Below are 19,027 nucleotides of genomic sequence, written 5' to 3'. Positions count from 1 at the left end.
TCGACTCATGTGGTTCGTGTTCGTGTGTGTCCACTCTGCGGAGCAAGAAGTCCCGCCACCATGAGGTCCACCAAATGGTCGACGGTAGCGTCGAAGTCAGCCTTTACCACCGGAATTCCCTCTTCGCGTCGCTGTTCGAAGACTGCCAGCGCAGAGACCGTCATGTTGGACATCAGGTCGATCCGTTCGATCGCAACGCGACGCGGCAGATGCGAGAGTGCCCGCGCCAGTCGGGAGACGACCTCGTTGCTTGCTTCACTGACTTCGCGAAATTCCGGGCTCAAGGTGTCTACCGAGGGCGAAACCCTGGCAATGAAGCGAGCGTAGTTGGATCCATCTGCAGTGGCGAGAAAATCTGCCAGGGGATAGAGGAACGCTTCGACCAAGGCCCGAACCGTATCAGTTCGACCACTTGCATCGATATCGTCGAGGTATGCCAAACGCGCAAGGTTGATCTGACCCATCCGGAACCGGAAAACCGCTTGCACCAAACCATCTCGCCCACCGAAGTGATACTGGACGGCAGAGTTGTTGCGCTGCCCAGCTGCTGCCGCAACGTCACGCATCGACACCTCGTGAATGCCGCGCTCGGCAAACATACGTTCGGCGACGGCGATCATTGCGCTTTTGGGATCTAACGAACTGGACATGAACAGATCCTATAAGTCACTGACTTAATTGTGCAACCCCGACTTACTGTGCGCCTTTATTGCCCTCCCCGGATTAACAAAGGCGCACAGCGGGGGTCGCATCTCACTCAGCGAGACCCCGCCTTCGGACAGGCAAACGGACGCTACGCTCCAATTTAAGTCAGCCCCTTAAATTGCCGGTACCGGTTACACAGCCAGGAGTCCGCTTGTGAATCGTCATTCCATCCCGATCATCGCCGAAACACCGAACGTCGCCGCGTCCGTCGACTACCGTGACCAGCAGGTTCCGTTCACGAGGCCGGAACCGGTCCGCCCTCCCGCCGGCGCTCCCAACGTTCTGCTGATCATGATCGACGATGTCGGATTCGGCGCAGCCTCGTCTTTCGGCGGTCCTTGCCGCACACCGACGGCCGAGCGCCTGGCAGACAACGGCATCAAGTACAGCCGGTTCCACACTGCTGCACTGTGCTCACCGACCCGCGCAGCTACTCTGACGGGCCGAAATCACCACAGCGTCGGCATGGGCGTCATCTCCGAAATGGCCAACGCCGCACCCGGATACAACGGCACTCGCCCCGCATCCGCAGCAACCGTCGCCCGCGTTCTGCAGGGCAACGGCTACGCCACCGGTGCATTCGGCAAAATGCATCAGACCCCGACGTGGGAGACCACCGCAGCAGGCCCGTTCGACCGTTGGCCTGTGCGTGAAGGCTTCGACAAGTTCTACGGTTTCCTCGGCGCCGAGTCCGACCAGTTCACCCCGGTTCTCTACGAGGACTTCACGATGGTCGACCTGCCCAAGACTCCGCAAGAGGGCTACCACCTCTCGGAGGATCTGGTCGATCACGCGATCGAATGGATCGAGGGTGTCAACACCATGGACCCCGACAAGCCGTTCTTCTGCTACCTCCCCTTCGGCGCTTGCCATGCACCGCTTCAGATTCCGGACAGCTACCTGAACAAGTACGTCGGCGAGTTCGATCACGGCTGGGATCGCCAGCGGGAGATCACCCTCGAGAAGCAGAAGGAAATGGGCGTCGTCGGGCCCGATACGGAATTGGCTCCGTGGGCACCGGGCGCACCGCACTGGGATGAACTCGACGACGACCAGAAGAAGGTCTCGGCTCGGCTCATGGAGCTGTATGCAGCGTTCCTCGAGCACACCGACGACGAGGTCGGACGACTCGTAGATCGCTTGCAGGACATGGGTGTTCTGGACAACACCCTGGTCCTGTACATGCTCGGCGACAACGGCGCCTCCGCGGAAGGTGGCATGGAGGGTTCCTTCAACTACCTCGCCGGCCTCAACGGCTACAAGACCGCGACGGCCGACGTCCTCGCGCGTTACGACGAACTGGGTACTGAAACCAGCTACCCGCATTACCCGGCGTCGTGGGCCTTGGCACTCGATACCCCGTACCAGTGGGCAAAGCAGGTTGCGTCGCACTACGGCGGAACTCGCAACGGCCTGATCGCACACTGGCCCAAGGGAATCGACAATCCAGGCATCCGCGAGCAGTGGCATCACTGCGTCGACATCACCCCGACAATTCTCGAAGCCGCGGGCATTCCCGCACCCACGAGCGTCGACGGCGTCACACAGAAGCCGATGGAGGGTGTCGCGATGAACTACACCTTCGACGAACCCAAGGCCGAAGAGCGCCACACCACACAGTATTTCGAGATTTTCGGCAACCGCGGCATCTACGATCACGGCTGGACTGCAGTGACCGCGCACCGCGCACCGTGGCTGATGGCAACTCACGGACTCGAGCTGACCTCACTCAGCGACGACAAGTGGGAGTTGTACGACACCACTGTCGACTGGTCTCAGGCCCGCGACCTCGCGGACGAGCATCCCGAGATCCTCGCTCGCCTCAAGGAAAAGTTCCTGGTCGAGGCAGCCAAGTATCAGGTACTCCCCCTTGATGATCGAACCGTCGGCCGGCACTCCACTCCGGAATCGCGTCCGCCTCATCCCATGATGGGCCGCAAGTCCCTCACGCTCTACCCACACATGAACGGACTGGTCGAGAAGGCCGCACCCAATTTCTTCAACCGCTCCTATTCGCTGACCGCAGATCTGGGCAGCGTCGCCGACGGCATGCTGGTCAGCCTGGGCGGCCGGTTCGGTGGATTCGCCTTGTACATCATCGATTCCGTTCCTGTCTTCTGCTACAACTTCAGCGGTGGCGGTCGGACGTTCGTGCGCGCTGAGAACCCCTTGAACAGCGACGCCAAGGAAGTATCGGTCAACTTCCAGTACGACGGCGGGGGGATCGGCAAGGGCGGTGTGGCGACTCTGAGCGTCGACGGCGTCGTTGTTGCCGAAGGCCGGATCGAGAAGACCACACGGGCGATCTTCAGCATGAACGAGCAGCTGGATATCGGCATCAACCGCGGTAGCCCGGTCGCCGAAGAGTTCGCTGAGCAGGGCACCTTCCGCTACGGCGGCAAGCTGAACAGCGTACGAATCGACCTGCTCCCGACGCGTGACGTCGTCTCGACAGAAGAGCGCGACAAGATCGCACTAGCAGTGCACTAGCCACATCGTATGAGGGATCTACGGCCACGCGGGCACTCGCTCGCGTGGCCGTAGATCTTCGAGCGGCTACCCAGCCAGAATCTCCCGTGCCCGCTCGCGAGAACTGTTGAACTCCCACCACGAATCCTCGGATCCGAGCAGTTCCTGCTTCAAGTACATCAGGGCGTCGCTGCGCTGCGGCTCGGGCAGCCGGTCCAGTGCCGGAACGGCATCCGCTGAGAGTGTGCTCAGGTAGAACGTGTCGATAGTTTTTCCGTTCTCGAAACGTTGGACATTCTTCTCCGCGATGTAGGCATCCGGGTTGAACACGGCAAATGCCAGCAGCCCCACCACGGCCGTTGCCAGAACACCGATCGGCAGCCACTTGCCCGACATCCGCACGCCTGCCGCGATGAGCAGAATGAACACCACCCCGAGCAGGATTTCTGCAGCGAAGACGCTCACCCGCAGCCTGGTGAAGCCGTACTGGTTCTCGTACAGCCACATTCGATGAACCGCGGATGCCACGATGACCAAGCTGAAAGCGCAGAGCACTCCGAGAAGTCCTCGAGCCAAGTTTCGCGATCGTCGATCTCCGCGATCTACGCGGCGCACGGCGACAGCGATAACCACCAGCGTCAGTACCGTCACAGCCATCAACTGCCAGAAGCCTTGGCGCGCATAGTTCGCGTACGTCAGACCATCGGTAACCTGAACGTGCTTGTCGCCGCCGAACAGTGTCTTCAGCTGTACTGCAACAAATCCCAGGAACAGGATATTGAGTACCGCCAGTGGTACTGCCCACTCCCAGAGAGGCAGCGGCACGGCCGGTTTCGGCGCAAGCGCGTCAACGCTCGGACTTCGGCGTCGAAGATACACTGCACTCAGCGTGACAAATGCTACGAGCGCACCGATGACCAGACGCGCGATCGGTTCGTCCACTCGTACAGCGGGTGCATCGCCGAAGATCTTCGCGAACTCCGGATCTGCACTGACAAAAAGAGAACCGAAAATCAGGAGCAACGTCACGCTCACGGCAGTCACCGCGACTACACGCATAGTGGGTACACGTGGGCTAGTCCCCACCCTGAGTTTCCGTCGCCGGACGAATCCCACTACGCGAAGTGCTGCACGCCAAGGCATTACCGTTCCCGCAACAATTCCCGTCCACGTGCGGCCACCGACCAACACCCAGGTGAACACCACCCAGGCTGCCACGATACAGACGAAGGCAAGCCACCCGGCCCCGCGAATTGCGGCCACCCCCAACAGTGCGAGTGCGCCCACGCACGCTGCCCATTGAACAGCCGTCAGCGGTGGCGGCGTCAGGATTCCGATCACGGCGAGCACGCCGACCCCGACTATCAAGTATGCCGCGCCGACCACTCCGATATCGAGGATCGTGGCTGCGAGCAGACCGACGACAACCGATCCGACGAGCATCGACCGCGTTGCCATCGATGTCCGATCGGGCCGACGCCACAACCTGCCAGGCTTCTTCGGAGCGGGCACCGTCGTCATCGGCTTCTGCGGGACTGTGAGCGGAGCAGTCATGTTCTTTCCCACTTTCGGGGTCGACAAAGTTCAATTGGGGTCAACAAGGAGCGACGCGGCCCAATACAGGCCGGCGCCGTAGATCAAGCTAATTCAGTTCTGCGGCAGCACCACTCGGATACAACAACCCGATCGGGCGTCGACAACTGCGATGGTTCCACCGTGCAGTTCGACCGCCCATTTTGCGATAGCAAGCCCAAGCCCGGTCCCGCCATCCGTGGACCCGCCCCGAGTGAACCGATCGAAAACCAGTGCGCGCGAGTCAGGTTCGATTCCGGGACCGTTGTCGTTGACCTCGATCACCACCTCGCCGTCCACCCGGTTGTACGCACGAATGACGATCCCCACCTCCGTCGAACCGTGCCGCACCGCGTTGTCCACCAAATTTGTCACCACCTGGTGGAGTCGATCCGGATCGGCGAGCACTGCCAATCCCGGTGGCCGCACATCGATCGCCACGTCAGTTCCCCTCTCCGCGGCCACATCACGAAGGAATGGTTCGAGATCGAAACTGTTGAGCTTCAGCGGTATTGCGCCGCCTTCCAGTTTCGAGAGATCGAGTAGATCGGCTACCAAAGCTCCGAGTCGTTCGGTCTGAGCGAGCGCCGAGCGCATCGTTTCCGGATTCGGCTCCTGCACACCGTCGACGACGTTCTCGAGAAGCGCCTGCAAAACCGTGATCGGTGTGCGCAATTCGTGTGAAACGTTGCCGATCAGTTCGCGCCGATACTGGTCGTCGGCGCCGAGGTCCTCCGCCATCCGATTGAACGCCACCGCAAGTTCACCCACTTCGTCGCGTGAGGTTGCCCGGACTCGGCGTGAGTAATCACCGCGTGCCATGGCCTGTGCTGCCGCTGTCATCTCACGGAGCGGTGACGTCATGCCGTGGGCGAGCACCTGCGTAACTCCCAGTGCCACTACCAAAGCCGTCAACAGTGCAAAGCGGAACGGTTGCTGCGCGGTCAACCAGAATCCGCCCGACGCAAAGAACAACGCCGCAACGACGAGTAGACCAACTTTGACCTTGAAGGAGCGCATCGGATCCAGCGGGCGTGGCCACCTCGCGAAAACCCGGTCAGTGAAACTCATTTCGGCGCATCCCAAGCGTACCCGACGCCATGAACAGTTCGGATCACCGAGGGACCCAACTTGCGCCGCAAGGCCTTGACATGGCTGTCCACCGTGCGGCTTCCACCACCCTCACCCCAACCCCAGATCTCCTCGAACAACGACTCACGAGGAATAGCGGCGCGAGGCCTCTCGGCGAGGTAGGCAATGAGTTCGAACTCGGTTCGTGTCAGATGCACTTCCTGATCGTCGCGGCGCACTCGACGCTCCGTCAGATCTATGACGACATCGCCGAATTCGAGGAGCACCGGCCGTGCCGCGCTCTCGGCGCGATCAGCACGTCGAAGCAACGCCTGCACCCGTGCCACCAGCACACGCATGCTGAACGGCTTACTGAGATAGTCGTCGGCGCCCACACCCAGGCCGATCACCATGTCCGTCTCGTCGGCACGCGCAGTGAGCATCAATACCGGCACGGGCCGCACCGCCTGGATCCGACGGCATACCTCGAGGCCGTCGAATCCAGGCATCATCACGTCCAGAACCACCAGGTCCGGATCGATCTCGGCGCAACGCGAGACAGCACTGGGGCCGTCGAACGCCAACTCCACGTCAAATCCCTCGGCACGTAACCGTGCCGCGATCGATTCGCAGATACCGACCTCGTCGTCGACCACGAGCACTTTTCGCTGACTCATGGAACTGACTGTATTAGGCCGCCGTGGACGAACCCGGGAGGACTTGTGAAGGTTCTGTGCAGATTGGAACCAAAGGTTCGGTACAGATTGGAATCAAAGGTTCGGTGCAGAAAACTAGAAGCGGCGAATGTTGTTGATCGGCAGATCCGCCAACGGTGTCAGCCCGGTCGGAACGCCGGTGCCGTAGGCGTTGAACACCATTCCGCCGCCCGCGTAGATACCGACGTGCGTCGCGCCGGGATAGAAGGTGATGATGTCACCGATGGCCAGAGCCCACAGCGGGACCGCCTGGCCCGCATTCGCCTGCTCCTGGCTCGTGCGTGGAATCCAGACACCGGCCTGCCGGAAGGCCCACTGCGTCAGGCCCGAGCAATCCCACGAGTTCGGTCCGTTGCCACCCCACTGGTACGGCTTGCCGGTTTGCGTTGTTGCCGCTGCCAGTGCGACGAGGCCGGCGGGGCTCGGGATAGGCAGGACCGCAGAACCACTGCTGATGCTTCCCATGCTCCCCAGGCTGCCGGAGCTCCCGCTACTTCCCGGCTCGGCAAGAGCCGGTACGGCGGATAAGAGCAACACACTTCCGGTCAGCAGTGCGGCAACAGTTCCCTTGCGTAGCGTCGACTTCCTCATACAACCGTCCTTTGGTGGGAGTGCTTCGGCCACGCACACCGCGCACCGAAAATGTCATTGAACTGGCCTAACGGTGAAATTCAATCGCTGCCTTCGGATGCTAACGGCTATTACGGGCAATTCGGACAAGAACCGACGATCCGGCTTGTGGGAAATGCACAAAGGGGCCTTATGTCCCTTTGATCAGTAAAGATCAGGGAAAGATCCGGGATTTCCTGGATTACCAGCGCGTGAAGATTCCCTAGATTCGACCCATGCGCTCACACCTTGCCGCCGCAGTCGTAGCTGCGACCGCGCTGGCACTCGTCGGCTGCTCGACGATCAAACAAGCTGTCGACGTTCAATCGGATCTGGATTCACTCACCAGATCGGGTGCCGTCGGCGCCATCGCGACTCTCGATGGCGGAAACACAACTATGGTCCTGACCAGCGGCGTCCCGGATCTTACCGGTGATTCGATCGGCGACGACGATCGTGTTCGGATCGGCAGCGTGACAAAAACCTTCACAGCAGCTCTCGTCTTGCAACTCGTCGTGGAACAGAAGATAACTCTCGACGCGCCCGTCCAGCGGTATCTTCCGAACCAATTCACCGGCAACGCCGACGCAGATCTGGTCACCGTCAGACAACTATTGCAACCTCGCAGCGGACTCCCCGAAATTGAAGGTGAGACTCCGTTTGCCGACTCCAACTACCTAGCCCTCGGGACGCTCATCGAGGCAGTCAGCGGACGGACCTACGCCGACGAACTGTCGGCCCGGATACTCGAGCCACTCGATCTCGAAGACACCTACCTCCCGCCTGCCGGTGAACAGGATATTCGGGGTGACCACCTGACCGGATACGAAAATCTGCCCACTGGTCGCACCGATGTCTCGCGGATCGAACCGTCCATCGCGTGGTCCGCCGGTGCGCTGGTCTCCACCGGTAAGGACCTCAACACTTTCTGGCGGGCATTGTTGAGCGGAAGAGTCCTGCCGGACAAAGAGCTTGCTGAAATGACCACGCCACAAACAGATTCCACCGAAGCCGACGCACTCGACTACGGCCTGGGTCTTTCTGTATCAAATCTTCCGTGCGGAGTGACCTACGTCGGGTACAGCGGCGGAATCCGCGGCTACTCCACGTTGTCCGGTGCAACGCCGGATCGGGCATTCACCGTGACTATGACCTCGACGCCGAAGAATCCGCCGAACACGATGGAAATTCTGTCGCATGCGTTATGCCCTTGAATAGTGAACCTGGTTTTCGCACAATGCGAATCGACTATGACACCTCTTCCTTCTTCACATCCGCCGGCATCTTGTCGTCTCGCAGCCCCCGCCAACTCGGATGCCGCAGTCGACTGCTCTCCGTCCAGTCCATGAATCGCACCTCCCCGACCAGTTCCGGACTAATCCACACAGCCCCCTTTCTGTCGTCGGCCGGAAGCTCCTCCGCGAAGGGACTTCCGTTCTGCTGCAAGGGTTCCAATACCGCCAACAATTTCTCGAGATCACGATCGGTGAACCCAGTGCCCACCCGGCCGACATAGTTCAACCCGTTCTCTCCTGGGATACCCATGAGAAGGGCACCGATCCCGTGGGCGCGATTGCCTTGCCCCGTTCGCCATCCGCCGATCACGACTTCTTGGGTGCGCCAGTTCTTGACCTTGATCCAGCTCGAACCTCGCCGTCCCGGAAGGTACACCGACGCACGGCGTTTGGCGACGATCCCTTCCCACCCGGATTCCCGACTCACTTCCAGCGCATTTTCGGCAGTCCCCTCGATCTGCGGCGGAACGTTGAGTCCGCCGACCTTCGCTGCCAACGCATTCAGCACTGTCCGCCTGTCGGTATACGACTTCCGAAGCAAAGACACACCATCGAGATACAGGAGATCGAATGCCAGGAACTCGGGCGTACCACCACGTTGCAGTAATCCGAAGTCGGTGACACCTTGCGGGTCGTAAGCCACCACTTCACCGTCGATAACAACCTCGTGGCCCTCGAGAATGTCACCCAGATACGCCAGCGCCGGATAATCTGCCGTCTTGTCATTTCCTGCCCGACTACGCAATGACAGTGCGCCCGAATGATACTCGAGAATCACTCGTATTCCGTCCCACTTTCCTTCGAAAGCCCATTCTTCTGTGTCCAAATCTTCGACTGATCCGGCAGTGGCGAGCATCGGCTCGAGGTTCTTCGGAAGCTCCGTTCCGAAACTCGCATTCTGATCCTTCATCAGATGCATCAACCACTGATCACCCTTGGTTCGGATAAGCGCGAAGCGGCCCTGCACTCTCTCCCCCGCCAACCACACGATCACCTCGTCGTCCCGCCATTTCTCGGTCTCGTACGTCCCGGAATCCCAGATCGTCATGGACCCACCGCCGTACTCGCCCTTCGGGATTACTCCGGAAAAGGTGGCGTACTCCATCGGATGGTCCTCGGTGTGTACTGCCAGTCGATTCTCACCGGCAGCTGTCGGCACGCCTTTCGGTACCGCCCAGGACACCAGCACTCCGTTGCGTTCGAGCCGAACGTCATAGTGCAGTCTACGAGCGTGATGTTCTTGAATGACAAAGGAATTGCCCGCAGTGGGTGCAGGCTCGTCGCGGGGTACGGGCTCCGGCGTCCTAGCAGCCGACCGCTTGCTGCGGTACCGACTCAACGAATCTGACACTGCCACTGCTGGATCCAAGCCGGATAATAGATCGCCTCCGGATTCGACGCGCTCGAGAACCTCGTCGAACAGTAATTGCTGCAACGTGGGGTCGTCGAGTTCTTCCCAACTGCGCGGCGCGGCAACGTAAGGCTGAGCGCGCCCGCGCATCGAATATGGAGCGATGGTGGTCTTTGCAGCATTATTCTGACTCCAGTCGACAAAAACCTTGCCGGCCCGAATATTCCGCGCCATCGTTGCCGTCACGAGTTCCGGATGAATCTTCTCGAGTCCTGTCGCGACCTGCTTGGCGACGGTGGACGCCCCATTCCCCTCCAACGGCCGATCAAGAGGAACGTACAGGTGAATGCCCTTGCTGCCACTGGTAACCGGATAGGCCGTCCACCCCAAAGTTCCGACCAGATCACGGATCCAACGAGCGACTTCGGCACATTCTGCCAACCCGACGCCCTCACCCGGGTCCAGATCGAACACCAACCGGGTTGCCGGTCCCCGGCCGGAACCATCGAATCGCCATTGCGGAACATGCAATTCGAGTGCAGCTTGCTGACCGAGCCAGGCGAGCGAGGCTACTGAGTCGAAAATCGGATAGGTGACCACCCGATCGGAGTGTTGCAGCGACGCGCGGGTCAACCATGCCGGAGCAGATGATGCGAGATTCTTCTCGAAGAACGATTGACCGTCCACCCCGTTCGGCCACCGTTTGCGCGTACCCGGACGGGCAACGACGTGCGCAATCATCACCGCCGAAATCCGGGTGTAGTAGTCGATCACTTCAGCTTTGGTTGTCCCGCTCTCGGGATAGAGGACCTTCCCGAGGTTGGTCACGGGCACGGTGATGCCGCCGAGTGTGATCTGGCCCCGATCGGTCGTCGCCATGTCCTCATTGTGCGCGAAAATGTGGCAACTGGTCGCAAAATTCGCAGCCCGATCACGGACGCAGCGGACATAGCAGGCAAGATGGCGAGGTGCCTATGCCACGACGTTGCGCTGCCGTAACCGCGATCTTCGCCTCCTCGATCCTGTTGGGATCCTGCTCGTCCGAACCGGCGGGCACTACCGCAGGCGCAGATACGACGACAACAATCACCGAGGCATTCACCAAACTGCCCTCGACCGCGGCAATCGGCACTTGTGGTCCGCTCAGCGGCACCACCGCACGCGACGGGGTTCTCACCGTCGCTACGGATTCACCGGCGTACGAACCGTGGTTTCACGACAACGATCCGTCGAACGGTCAAGGGTTCGAAGGCGCGGTAGCTCGCGCCGTGATCGAGAAGCTCGGATACAACTCCGACCAGGTCACCTTCACCAGCGTCGGCTGGGGCGACGCATTGAAACCCGGCAGCAAGGACTTCGACTTCGCGCTCGACCAGTTCACGATTTCCGGAGACCGCCGCGACGCCGTCGATTTCAGCTCGCCCTATTACGCGGTGGCGCAGTCTGTCATAGCGTTGCAGAGTAATAGCGCGTCACAGGCCACTGATCTCGCTTCGCTCGCAACCTATCGACTGGGCGCACAGGCTGGTTCGACCAGCCTGCTTGCCATCACCGACACCATCACCCCGAAGACACCGCCGCGGACTTACGCAAACAACACCGACGCGAAGGCTGCCCTGGTGGCCGGTGAAATCGACGCACTGGTTGTCGACATTCCCACCGGTTTCCACATCACCGAAACCGAGCTACCCCAGTCTGTGATCGTCGGACAGTTCCCCAGGCCGAACGCCGTCACGGAATTCTTCGGCTTGGTTCTCGAGAAGAACAGTCCTCTCACAGCTTGTGTTTCTGCTGCAGTCGACTCTCTCTACGCCGACGGAACTCTCGAAGCAATGGCCACCGAGTGGATCACCGACACAGCGGATGCACCGATCCTCGACTAGCCGGCACGGCCGCTGATCGCTCCGATGAACACCTTGGGAATATCCGCGGGAGTGGGTGCGAAGTGGCTGTTTCCGCCGGTGACCGCGGAAATCTGTTTCAGCACTTCGGTATCCGCGTCGTCGGTGACACCGATGGTGATGATGGGTACGGGCCGAGCGGAATCCTGTTCACGCGCAAGGGTATCGAGCAAGTCCTTGAGGTTGATCCCCGACGGATCGTCGTTAGCCCCGTCCGTCACCAGGATTACCGAATTGATCGAGGCCGGATCGTAAGTGCTTTGAATCTGACGGAATGCGGCAAGGACGCTGTCGTACAGTCCCGTTCCACCACCGACGAGCGACGGCAAGGTGCCGACGTGTGAGAGAAGCTGCGTGCGATGATCGGCATCGCCCTCGGCCGCGTCCATACGTCGAACCGGTTCGAGTTCTCGGTAGTCGGTTTCGCCGCCGAGTTTGATGGAGAACGCCCACAAACCCAATTGTGCGTTGCCCGGGAACATTCGGATCGCGATGTCGCCGGCCTGGGCCGTCGCGGCCATCCGGGTCACACCGTCCTGCACGTAATCCATCGAACCCGAGACGTCGACAACCGCCAGGGCGCGCGACGGACGGGAGAGGAGTTCGTACCGTGCCAGAGCTTTGGTCACCATCGACAGATCATTCGGCACCAGCGACGTGCTCACACCGATGCCGCCACTTCCGAGCGGTTCGTTGCCCGGACCACGGAAACCTAGTCCGGACAAGACCGTTCGGCCGGTCTCGGACGAGAGCGCGTCGATGAGGACCTGTGCCTGAGCGCTCGCGTCGACGGTTCCGGTGAGCGCTACGGGGTAGTTCATGAAGACTGTGCCTGTTGCCGGCACCACTGCGGTCAATTGAGCATCGGCGTGCGCGGCGAGGTAGGCGGTCAAGGTCTGTTCTGTAGTGACCGCTGTTCCGCCGGCAGCTGCAACCTTTTCGATGCGTCCGGTTGAACCAGCTTCCTTCACATTTCCCATCTGCGCCTGCGCGACCGGAACCAATGCGGATGAGATCGATGCCGGATTGCCGTTCTGTGCCTGGGTTTCGGCAAAAGCCGCCACGATGGGGGCGCTGGAAACAGCACTCGACAGCGGATCGCCGATGTGTAACCCCGGTACTGCAAGAACGTCGAGCCAATTTCCGGGCCGCGTCCCTTCTCCGCTTTTCGTGACCGTGACGACCGGCGTGGAGGCTACGGAGGCACTGACCTTGCGGAAACTGCTACGCCCGACCCCGGTTACCTTGTCCAGCCATTCCGACGAATCGGGGATCCACACTGCCGGGCCGGTTCCACCACCGGCGAGATCGCCGAATGTGCGGGCAGAATCCTGGGAAACCACAGTGAACGATGCGCAACCGAGCTTTTCCGGAACGATGGTAGCGACAACAGCTTCGACACCGGTAGCGATGGACGGATCGACTGCGATGACAAGCTTGGCTTTCTCCCCACAAGCAGGTTCAGGGGGGACGGAAGAAGCTACCGCCGGGACGCTCGCCTCCACGCTACTGAAGGTAACTACAAATGCTGCAGTACCAGCGACAGCAACCACCGCGAGCACCCCGACCAGCACCTTTACCGATCGCGGCATCGACGCTGCGGGCACCCCGGACGGTTCGTGACGACCAGACATTGACGGAATCCTCTCCGGCAGAACCAACCGGTCAATAACAAACTATTGCCCTGTTTATCTTGCCGGAAAGAATCCTAACTCATGTTTGCCACAAAGTAGCTCTTGTTCGAATTTCAGGCGTAAATTTGCACGAACTGTGCCAACGACTTTTCGATGTCACCTTTGAGGGCCCGGGCAACTCCGGACCCGATGGGTCCGAACAGTGGTGCGCCACCGAGTTCGATGGTCAGCGCCAACTCGGAACCTGCTCCCTTGGGCTTGACGTCCAACTCGAGACCCAGTTTGACGCCCCCTTGCCGTCGCCCTTGAGCGAGAGAGCTTTGGGGACGTCGTACTTCTTGATGGTCCAGCGCACGCGATTGCGCAGGCCTTTCACTGTCACGACGGAGCTGATTTCAGTGCCGACACCCAAATTCTCGGGCAGATCACTGCGCCACCCGTCGTGGACTACCAGCCAGTTCTCGTAACCGCTGAGGTCGGAGGCCTTGTCCCACACTTCCTGCGGCGGGAGCGGAACGTCAATTTTCACCGTGAGCTTTGCCATGGGGCGACAATAGCCCTGTGCGCCTTTCTGGTAGTTGGGGCTACCCAAAAGGCGCACAGGGGCGGAGACCCTAGTGGTCGACAGCCTTTTCGACGCCGACGCCGGTCAGGGAACGAACTTCCATCTCAGCCTGCTTGGCCGGATCTTCGAGCTTGTTGCGTCCGACGTACGTACCGATGATGCCGAGAGCGAAAGCCAACGGGATCGAGACGATGCCGGGGTTGGAGAGCGGGAACCAGGCGAAGTCAGAGTTCGGGAGCATCGACGACGGCTTGCCGGAGACAGCCGGGGAGAACACGATCAGCGTCAAGGCACTGATCAGACCGCCGTAAATACTGAACAGCGCTCCGGTGGTGTTGAACTTCTTCCAGAACAACGAGTACAGCAGAGTCGGCAGGTTCGCCGAGGCTGCGACAGCAAAAGCGAGCGCCACCAGGAAGGCGATGTTCTGCCCCATCGCGCCGATACCGAGAACGATCGACACGAGGCCGATCACGACGACGGTGATGCGTGAGACTCGGACCTGCTGCTCTTCGGTTGCGTTGCCGCGCTTGATGACACTGGCGTAGATGTCGTGAGCGAAGGACGCCGAAGCCGTGATCGCGAGGCCCGCGACCACAGCGAGAATGGTTGCGAACGCCACGGCGGAAATGATGCCGAGGAAGATGGTGCCGCCCAACTCGAACGCCAGCAGCGGTGCCGCCGAGTTCTCCTTACCGGGAGCAGCCAAAATCTTGTCGGGGCCGACCATGCTGGCGGCGCCGTAGCCCAGGACCAATGTGAACAGGTAGAAGGCGCCGATCAGGGAGATCGCCCATGTGACGGAGCGCCGAGCTTCCTTGGCGGTGGGGACCGTGTAGAAGCGCATGAGAACGTGCGGCAGACCAGCGGTGCCGAGCACCAAAGCAAGTCCGAGAGAGATGAAGTCGAGCTTGCTCATCGAGGAGATTCCGTACTTGGCGCCGGGTCCGAGAACATCGCGCCCCGCGACGCCCTTGGTTGTGGAACCGTTGACCATGTCCTGCGCATTGGCGAGCAGTTGCGAGAAGTTGCCACGCACGGCCCAGAGGACCAGCACGAACATGATTCCCGCGCCGGCTACCAGCAGAACGGCCTTGACCATCTGCACGTAGGTGGTGCCCTTCATGCCGCCGACCAAAACGTAGACGATCATCAAGACGCCGACGATTGCGACAACAACGCCCTGACCGAACTTGCCGTCGATGTTGAGCAGAAGCGCGACAAGTCCACCGGCACCGGCCATCTGGGCCAACAGGTAGAAGAGTGAGACGGTGAGGGTCGACAGTGCCGCAGCCATGCGCACCGGACGCTGTTTGAGACGGAAGCTCAACACGTCGGCCATCGTGAATCTGCCGGTGTTCCGGAGCAATTCGGCCACCAGGAGCAGTGCGACCAGCCAAGCGACGAGGAAGCCGATGGAGTAGAGGAAGCCGTCGTAACCGTAGACGGCAATTGCGCCGGCAATTCCGAGGAACGACGCGGCCGAGAGGTAGTCGCCGGCGATAGCGAAACCGTTCTGCGGCCCGGTGAATTGTCCACCGCCGGTGTAGAAGTCGGAAGCCTTCTTGGTGGTACGGCTGGCGCGGATGACCAGTGTCATCGTCACGACGACAAACGCGAGGAAGATCGCAATGTTGAAGGCGGGGTTTCCTACGTCCGTCCCGGACGCGGCGAGAGTGGTAATCACGATGCGGGACCTTCCAGTTCTTCACGGATAGCGGCGGAACGCGGGTCCAGCTCGCGGCTGGCGAACTTCACGTACCAGGCGGTGATCGCGAACGTGGTCACGAACTGACCGAGTCCGAGGATGATGCCGAGATTGATGTTGCCGAGGACCTTGGTGGCCATGAAGTCATGGGCGTAGGTCGCGAGCAAGACATACACCGCATACCAGAGCAGGAAGAATGCAGTGATGGGGAAAACGAACTTGCGCAGTCGAGTTCGGAGTTCCTGAAACTCCGGACTTGCTTGCATGTCTATGAATGCCTGGGCATCCGGGGTAGGTCGCTCTTGCGACGCTCCCTCACTGATTTCCGCTGTGGACACTGCCGGCTCCTCGCCTCGCGTGTGAAGTGAACTACGTGCAGACGTTAGTGAGATCGGAGTCACATAATGTGGATGTGGTGACGCTCACACGGTGAGCTGTCGGGCCGTGCGCCGAACGGTCGTCGCTACGCGACAAACGGCACCGAAAATCTAAGGCTGACGCAGATCTTCTTCGCGATCGGACCCCATACCCAAACGCTCGGGTGCATGCATTCGGGTAAAGATCCGTGCGATATCCGCAGGTACTTGCTTACTCGACGCCTTGCTCACCACAATCATCGTCACAAACGCGAGAGGCACACTCACTGCCGCCGGAAACGCGAAGATCGCGGCGGGCCAACCGCTGAGCACGGTCTCCGACAATCCGCCGAGGATCGCAATCGTTGCGGCAGACCCGGCCACGAATCCACCCACCACCATCCCGGCGCCGGCACCCACCGCGGTCAATCCGCGCCACCAGACGCCCAGGAGCAGCAGAGGACAGAGCGTCGACGCCGCGACGGCAAACACCAACCCGACAGTGCGTGAGAGGTCGACTGACACCACCGCAAGGGACATGAGGAGCGGAATCACACCGGCCAGCAGTGCAGCGATCCTGAAATCTCGCACCCGCCCGCGTAGGACATCAGTACTGATCACTCCGGCAATACTGACCAGCAAACCTGAGGACGTCGACAGGAATGCCGCGATAGCACCCGACGCCACCAGCGCGGCCAACAACTGCCCACCCCAACCGGAAAACACCGAACCGGGGAGCAGCAGCACCGCAGCATCCGATGTTCCGGTTATCAGCAACTGCGGAACGTATAACCGTGCAAACACTCCGAGCAGCATCGGAAACAGATAGAAGACACTGACCAACCCGACCACCGCCAACGACGTCAACCGTGCGGCCCGCCCATCCGGGTTGGTGTAGAAACGCACGAGAACGTGTGGCAGACCCAGAGTTCCGAGGAACGTCGCGAGCATCAGCGAGTACACCTGATACATCGGATGGGGGCCGCCGAATCCCCACCCGGGCGAAATCCAATCCGAATTCTGGGCGGGAGCACCGGCAACGACCGGAACGGCAGCGCCGGCGTCGAGAACCATGGACATACCCTCGCCGAGTGTGTGCGCACCGGGCTGGAGGACGACGGTCCCCGCGATCGGACTGCCGTCGACGTCTCCGCCGCGCACGGTCACCGGTTCCGAAACCTGCACTACGACATCGGTAGTGATGTCGACGGTGGTCTGTTCGCTGACCGTCGGGGGCGCCGGCGCACCCACGTCATGCTCGTCGGCAAAGAAATAGAAGGTCAGTGCGACGGCGGGAATCGCCACCGCTGTCAGCTTGAGCCAGTACTGAAACGCCTGGACGAACGTGATGGAGCGCATCCCGCCGCCGACGACATTGGCGATGACGATCAGTCCGACAACAACTCCGCCAATCCAACTGGGAACGCCCAGAAGGATATTGAGCGTGAGGCCGGCGCCTTGAAACTGCGGGATCAGATACAGGATGCAAATCATCGCGACCACCAGCATTGCCAGTTTGCGCAAACGCGGTGAGCCCAAACGGAATTCTGCAAAGTCGGGAACCGTGTAAGCACCGGACCTGCGCAGCGGCGCTGCAACAAAAAGAAGCAAGGCCAGGTACCCGGCCGTGAATCCGATCGGATACCACAATGCGTCGGCCCCGTACTTTGCCACCAACCCGGCAACACCGAGAAAGGAAGCTGCCGAGAGGTACTCGCCTGAAATTGCCGTGGCGTTCCACCGCGGACCCACGCTGCGCGAGGCGACCAGAAAATCCGAGGTGGTTCGAGAAAGTCGCACCCCGTAAATACCGATCGCCACCGTCGCCACTGCCGCAGCGACGATGCCCAACACGGTCAACACCGGAATCGAATGCCCACCCACAGCGACGCGCTCAGTCGTCCACGAGGTCGGTGAAATCCTGCTCGTTGCGCTCCGCCCGACGCACGAACACCCAGCCGGTGATCAGCAGCAGCGGATAGACGGCGCCACCCATCACCAACCACGGAAGCCTGATCCCCCACACCGAATAGGCCGACAATGCAGGAAAGAGCGTGGTCAACAGCGGTATGGCACACAACAACCCGGCGGCAACCACTGCCAACCGAATCGCCAGACCCAACTGCGCACGCACCAGACCGCGGATCATGGCGTCACCGACCTCGGTCTGTTCCTGCACCTCAACCCGGGTTCGGACGATGCGAGCGCCGTGACGATGCGCCAAAACCACTCGTTGGCGTGCAGACGGATCCGACTGCGCGCTCACCGCGACAACCAACTCTGTTTGGGCGCGCGGACCAAACGATCCTTCAGTTCACGGGTATGCCGACGGCTCACCGGCAACTCCACCGGCGGCTTCCCGGCGTGCGGACGCAGTGTCACCACCAAACCGCTACCGACGGTACGAATTCCGGTAACCAGCGCCAGCGATACCAGATAGGAACGGTGCACCCGCAGGAAACCCGCTTCGGCCCAACGCGATTCGAGGGTCGAGATGGGTATCCGGACGAGATGCGACTTGCCGGCGGTATGCAAGCGCGCATAGTCACCGTCGGCTTCCACCCACTCCACCGACGAACGCTGCACCAGCGTGGTGACCCCGCCGAGTTCTACCGGAATCACCTCGTCTCCAGGCGCCGGATCAGGCTTGACCGCACCCTGACTACGCCCCGCCAAACCGACGATGCGAAGCACGGCCTGCGCCAACCGCTCTTCGCGCAGCGGTTTGAGGAGGTAGTCGACCGCGCCCAGATCAAATGCTGCCACCGCACGGTCATCGTGCGCAGTAACAAACACGACGGGCGGTGGAGTCGCAAAATTGGAGAGGATCCCGGCCAGTTCCAAACCGTCGAGGCCTGGCATGTTGATGTCGAGAAAGACCGCGTCGATGCCGCCGTCGCGAAGGATCCGCAGTGCCGTCGTCGCGTCGGACGCCGTATGAACCTGCGTTACCGGCGCTTGTGCGCGCAGCAGAAAAGCCAACTCGTCGAGCGCCGGCTTTTCGTCGTCGACGGCCAGGACGGTCAATTGGGCACCCATGTCAGTCTCATTCACAGCAGACCTATGTTCCCACGA

Annotated in this window: 15 protein-coding genes and 1 pseudogene; 3 read left to right on the top strand and 13 right to left on the bottom strand. The window is 60.9% G+C overall.

What is annotated here, in order from left to right:
- Positions 1–5: 5 nt before the first annotated feature.
- Complete coding sequence (locus tag BDB13_RS09985; RefSeq protein ID WP_094271504.1) at positions 6–650, bottom strand: TetR/AcrR family transcriptional regulator; 645 nt, start codon at positions 648–650, stop codon at positions 6–8.
- Positions 651–858: 208 nt separating this feature from the next.
- Between BDB13_RS09985 and BDB13_RS09980 the strand changes: the two genes are divergently transcribed.
- Positions 859–3,195, top strand: a complete 2,337-nt coding sequence (locus tag BDB13_RS09980; RefSeq protein WP_094271503.1) for an arylsulfatase — start codon at positions 859–861, stop codon at positions 3,193–3,195.
- Positions 3,196–3,261: 66 nt separating this feature from the next.
- Here BDB13_RS09980 and BDB13_RS09975 read toward each other — a convergent pair whose 3' ends face one another.
- The 4 genes from BDB13_RS09975 to BDB13_RS09960 form a co-directional block, all read right to left on the bottom strand.
- Complete coding sequence (locus BDB13_RS09975; protein ID WP_254922776.1) at positions 3,262–4,728, bottom strand: DUF4153 domain-containing protein; 1,467 nt, start codon at positions 4,726–4,728, stop codon at positions 3,262–3,264.
- A 93-nt stretch (positions 4,729–4,821) separates the two neighbouring features.
- Positions 4,822–5,817 carry a sensor histidine kinase gene (locus BDB13_RS09970; protein ID WP_094271502.1) on the bottom strand — a complete coding sequence of 332 codons (996 nt, stop codon included), beginning with the start codon at positions 5,815–5,817 and terminating at the stop codon, positions 4,822–4,824.
- The gene (locus tag BDB13_RS09965; protein WP_094271501.1) at positions 5,814–6,494 is read right to left on the bottom strand and encodes a response regulator transcription factor; all 681 of its coding nucleotides are present in this window, start codon (positions 6,492–6,494) and stop codon (positions 5,814–5,816) included. The genes BDB13_RS09970 and BDB13_RS09965 overlap by 4 nt, the downstream gene beginning before the upstream one ends.
- Positions 6,495–6,608: 114 nt before the next feature.
- The gene (locus tag BDB13_RS09960) at positions 6,609–7,124 is read right to left on the bottom strand and encodes an NlpC/P60 family protein (RefSeq protein WP_094271500.1); all 516 of its coding nucleotides are present in this window, start codon (positions 7,122–7,124) and stop codon (positions 6,609–6,611) included.
- 254 nt (positions 7,125–7,378) lie between these two features.
- Here BDB13_RS09960 and BDB13_RS09955 point away from each other — a divergent pair, with 254 nt between their 5' ends.
- Positions 7,379–8,356 (top strand): serine hydrolase domain-containing protein, encoded by a 978-nt coding sequence (locus tag BDB13_RS09955; RefSeq protein ID WP_094271499.1) that lies wholly within the window; start codon positions 7,379–7,381, stop codon positions 8,354–8,356.
- A 34-nt stretch (positions 8,357–8,390) separates the two neighbouring features.
- Here BDB13_RS09955 and BDB13_RS09950 read toward each other — a convergent pair whose 3' ends face one another.
- Positions 8,391–10,667 carry an ATP-dependent DNA ligase gene (locus tag BDB13_RS09950; protein WP_094271498.1) on the bottom strand — a complete coding sequence of 759 codons (2,277 nt, stop codon included), beginning with the start codon at positions 10,665–10,667 and terminating at the stop codon, positions 8,391–8,393.
- Between the two features lie 95 nt (positions 10,668–10,762).
- On the opposite strand from BDB13_RS09950, the gene BDB13_RS09945 reads away from it, so the two are divergent.
- Complete coding sequence (locus BDB13_RS09945; RefSeq protein ID WP_094271497.1) at positions 10,763–11,671, top strand: ABC transporter substrate-binding protein; 909 nt, start codon at positions 10,763–10,765, stop codon at positions 11,669–11,671.
- Here the strand turns inward: BDB13_RS09945 and BDB13_RS09940 are convergent.
- The 7 genes and pseudogenes from BDB13_RS09940 to BDB13_RS09910 all read right to left on the bottom strand — a co-directional run bounded on the left by BDB13_RS09940 (position 11,668) and on the right by BDB13_RS09910 (position 18,991).
- Positions 11,668–13,323: a substrate-binding domain-containing protein gene (locus BDB13_RS09940; RefSeq protein WP_094271496.1), complete on the bottom strand. Its 1,656-nt coding sequence runs from the start codon at positions 13,321–13,323 to the stop codon at positions 11,668–11,670. The genes BDB13_RS09945 and BDB13_RS09940 overlap by 4 nt on opposite strands.
- Before the next feature lie 113 nt (positions 13,324–13,436).
- A pseudogene (locus tag BDB13_RS09935) lies at positions 13,437–13,867 on the bottom strand (type II toxin-antitoxin system Rv0910 family toxin).
- Between the two features lie 70 nt (positions 13,868–13,937).
- Positions 13,938–15,575: a solute symporter family protein gene (locus tag BDB13_RS09930; protein WP_094271495.1), complete on the bottom strand. Its 1,638-nt coding sequence runs from the start codon at positions 15,573–15,575 to the stop codon at positions 13,938–13,940.
- Positions 15,572–15,934 carry a DUF485 domain-containing protein gene (locus tag BDB13_RS09925; RefSeq protein ID WP_094271494.1) on the bottom strand — a complete coding sequence of 121 codons (363 nt, stop codon included), beginning with the start codon at positions 15,932–15,934 and terminating at the stop codon, positions 15,572–15,574. The genes BDB13_RS09930 and BDB13_RS09925 overlap by 4 nt, the downstream gene beginning before the upstream one ends.
- A gap of 150 nt (positions 15,935–16,084) precedes the next feature.
- Positions 16,085–17,836 (bottom strand): sodium/solute symporter, encoded by a 1,752-nt coding sequence (locus BDB13_RS09920; RefSeq protein WP_094271493.1) that lies wholly within the window; start codon positions 17,834–17,836, stop codon positions 16,085–16,087.
- Positions 17,837–17,846: 10 nt separating this feature from the next.
- A complete protein-coding gene (locus BDB13_RS09915; RefSeq protein ID WP_094271492.1) occupies positions 17,847–18,218 on the bottom strand; it encodes a hypothetical protein in 372 nt (123 codons plus the stop codon).
- Complete coding sequence (locus BDB13_RS09910) at positions 18,215–18,991, bottom strand: LytR/AlgR family response regulator transcription factor (protein ID WP_094271491.1); 777 nt, start codon at positions 18,989–18,991, stop codon at positions 18,215–18,217. The genes BDB13_RS09915 and BDB13_RS09910 overlap by 4 nt, the downstream gene beginning before the upstream one ends.
- Positions 18,992–19,027 lie beyond the last annotated feature (36 nt).

Origin of the sequence: Rhodococcus sp. OK302 (assembly GCF_002245895.1) — a bacterium.
Taxonomy (GTDB): domain Bacteria; phylum Actinomycetota; class Actinomycetes; order Mycobacteriales; family Mycobacteriaceae; genus Rhodococcus_F.
The sequence above is the reverse complement of the archived record's forward strand: the minus strand, read 5'-3'. Positions and strand labels throughout refer to the sequence as shown.